This is a genomic window from Streptomyces anatolicus, assembly GCF_019400875.1.
Lineage (GTDB): Bacteria > Actinomycetota > Actinomycetes > Streptomycetales > Streptomycetaceae > Streptomyces > Streptomyces anatolicus.
Window position 1 is genome coordinate 1 of record NZ_WMBF01000718.1, and the last position, 2303, is coordinate 2303.

Sequence of the window (2303 nt, forward strand, 5' to 3'; positions counted from 1 at the left end):
GGGTAAGCGGGTGTGTGGGAGATGTCGCTGCGAAGCGGCGCGCAGATCCCGCCCCCGGAGCCGCACCCCGAAGACGGCCGACCGGCACGCGCCCCGCCCCAGGGAGCCGCGCGCTAAAGACGCCCTCCGCCGAGGGCCCCGCCACAGCGCCCCCGGCGCGAAACCGGTGACGTCAGTCCGACGCGCTCTCGCGCCAGCGATTGGTGATCGGGAGGCGGCGGTCCTTGCCGAAGCCCTTCGCGGAGATCTTCGTACCCGGCGGATACTGCCGCCGCTTGTACTCCGCCGTATCCACCATCCGCAGCGTCTTCGTCACCAGCTCCCGCTCGAACCCCGCCGCCACGATCGCGTCGGCGCCCTGGTCCCGGTCGACGTACAGCTCCAGGATCGCGTCGAGCACCGGGTAGTCGGGGAGCGAGTCCGTGTCGACCTGGTCGGGACGCAGCTCCGCGCTCGGCGGCTTGCTGATGGAGTTCTCCGGGATCGGCGGCGTCTGCCCCCGCTCCCGCGCCGCCCGGTTGCGCCACCGCGCGAGGCGGAAGATCGCCGTCTTGTAGACGTCCTTGATCGGTCCGTACGCGCCCACGGAATCCCCGTACAGCGTGGAGTAGCCCACCGCCAGCTCCGACTTGTTGCCCGGCGCGAGCACGATGTGCCCCTCCTGGTTGGAGATCGCCATCAGCATCGTGCCGCGCAGCCGCGACTGGATGTTCTCCTCGGCGAGCCCGGTGAGCCCGAGCGCACCCATGTACGCGTCGAACATCGGGGCGATCGGCACCGTACGGAAGTTGAGCCCCGTGCGGCGCGCCAGCTCCTCCGCGTCGCCGATGGAGTGCTCGGACGAGTAGCGGGACGGCATGGCGACCCCGTACACGTTCCGCGCGCCCAGCGCGTCGCAGGCGATGGCGGCCGTGATCGCCGAGTCGATGCCACCGGAGAGCCCGATCAGCACGCTGCTGAAGCCGTTCTTCGCGGCGTACGCGCGCAGGCCCACGACCAGCGCCGAGTACACCTCCTCGTCGTCGTCGAGCCGCTCGGCGTAACCGCCGGTCAGCTCCGCCTCGTACGCGGGCAGCGGCTCCTCGGAGAGCGTGACGTGCTCGACGCGCAGCCCGTCATCCACGACACCGGACGGCGGCACGGGCGCGGCGGCGGGCAGGTCGAGGTCCAGGACCACACAGCCCTCCGCGAACTGCGGCGCCCGCGCGATGACTTCGCCGTCCTTGTCCACGACGATCGAGTCACCGTCGAAGACCAGCTCGTCCTGCCCGCCGATCATCGCCAGGTACGCGGTGGTGCAGCCCGCCTCCTGGGCGCGCTTGCGGACCAGTTCGAGCCGCTGGTCGTCCTTGTTCTGCTCGTACGGCGAGGCATTGATGGAGAGCAGCAGGCCCGCCCCCGCGCTGCGGGTCGCCGGCACACGGCCGCCGTCCTGCCAGAGGTCCTCGCAGATGGCGAGGGCCACGTCGACGCCGTGCACGCGCACGATCGGCAGGGTCTCGCCCGGCACGAAGTAGCGGAACTCGTCGAAGACGCCGTAGTTGGGCAGGTGGTGCTTGGAGAAAGTCAGCGCGACCTCGCCCCGGTGCAGCACGGCCGCGGCGTTGCGCGGCGCGCCCGCGGGCTGGCCGTAGCGGGGCTTGGCCTCCTCGGTGCGGTCGAGATAGCCGACGACGACCGGCAGCTCGCCGAAGCCCTCGTCCTTCAACCGGGCGGCGAGCGCGTGCAGCGCCTGCCGGGAGGCGTGGACGAAGGACGAACGCAGGGCGAGGTCCTCCACGGGGTACCCGGTCAGCGCCATCTCGGGGAACGCGACGAGGTGCGCCCCCTGCTCGGCGGAGTGCCGGGTCCAGTGGACGATCGCCTCGGCGTTCCCGGCGAGATCGCCGACGGTCGAGTCGATCTGGTTCAGGGCGAGACGTAGTTGAGGCACGCGCCCAGTGTAATCGTCAAAGCGACGCGATGCCGGATGGGCCGGGGGCCCGGGGGCCTGCCGGGCGGGCCGAGGCCCTGGCGCCCGTGGCCCGGCAGCCGCTCCCGCCGCCGGGGGGCGGCCACGCCGTCACCCGCCTGGAGCGGCCGCCCCGGGTCACCCGCTGGGAGTGGCTGGCTGATTGCCTGTCGGGAGTGGTTGGCCGGTCGTCCGCCGGAGTGGCCGCCCGGTCGCCCGTTGCGAGTGGCTGGCCGGTCGCCTGCCGGGAGCGGCCGCCCCGTCACCCGCCGGAAGCGGTCGCCCCGGGTCACCGCCGGGAGCGGGAGCGGCTGCCCGGTCGCCCGGCGGGAGCAGCTGCCCGGTCATCCGG

General features: G+C 72.9%; 1 protein-coding gene. It reads right to left on the minus strand.

Going from position 1 to position 2303, the window contains the following annotated elements; translation table 11 throughout:
• Nucleotides 1-172 precede the first annotated feature (172 nt).
• On the minus strand, nt 173-1933 hold the full coding sequence (locus GKQ77_RS31760; RefSeq protein WP_219692574.1) for an NAD+ synthase: 1761 nt from the start codon (nt 1931-1933) through the stop codon (nt 173-175).
• Between the last annotated feature and the right edge of the window lie 370 nt (nt 1934-2303).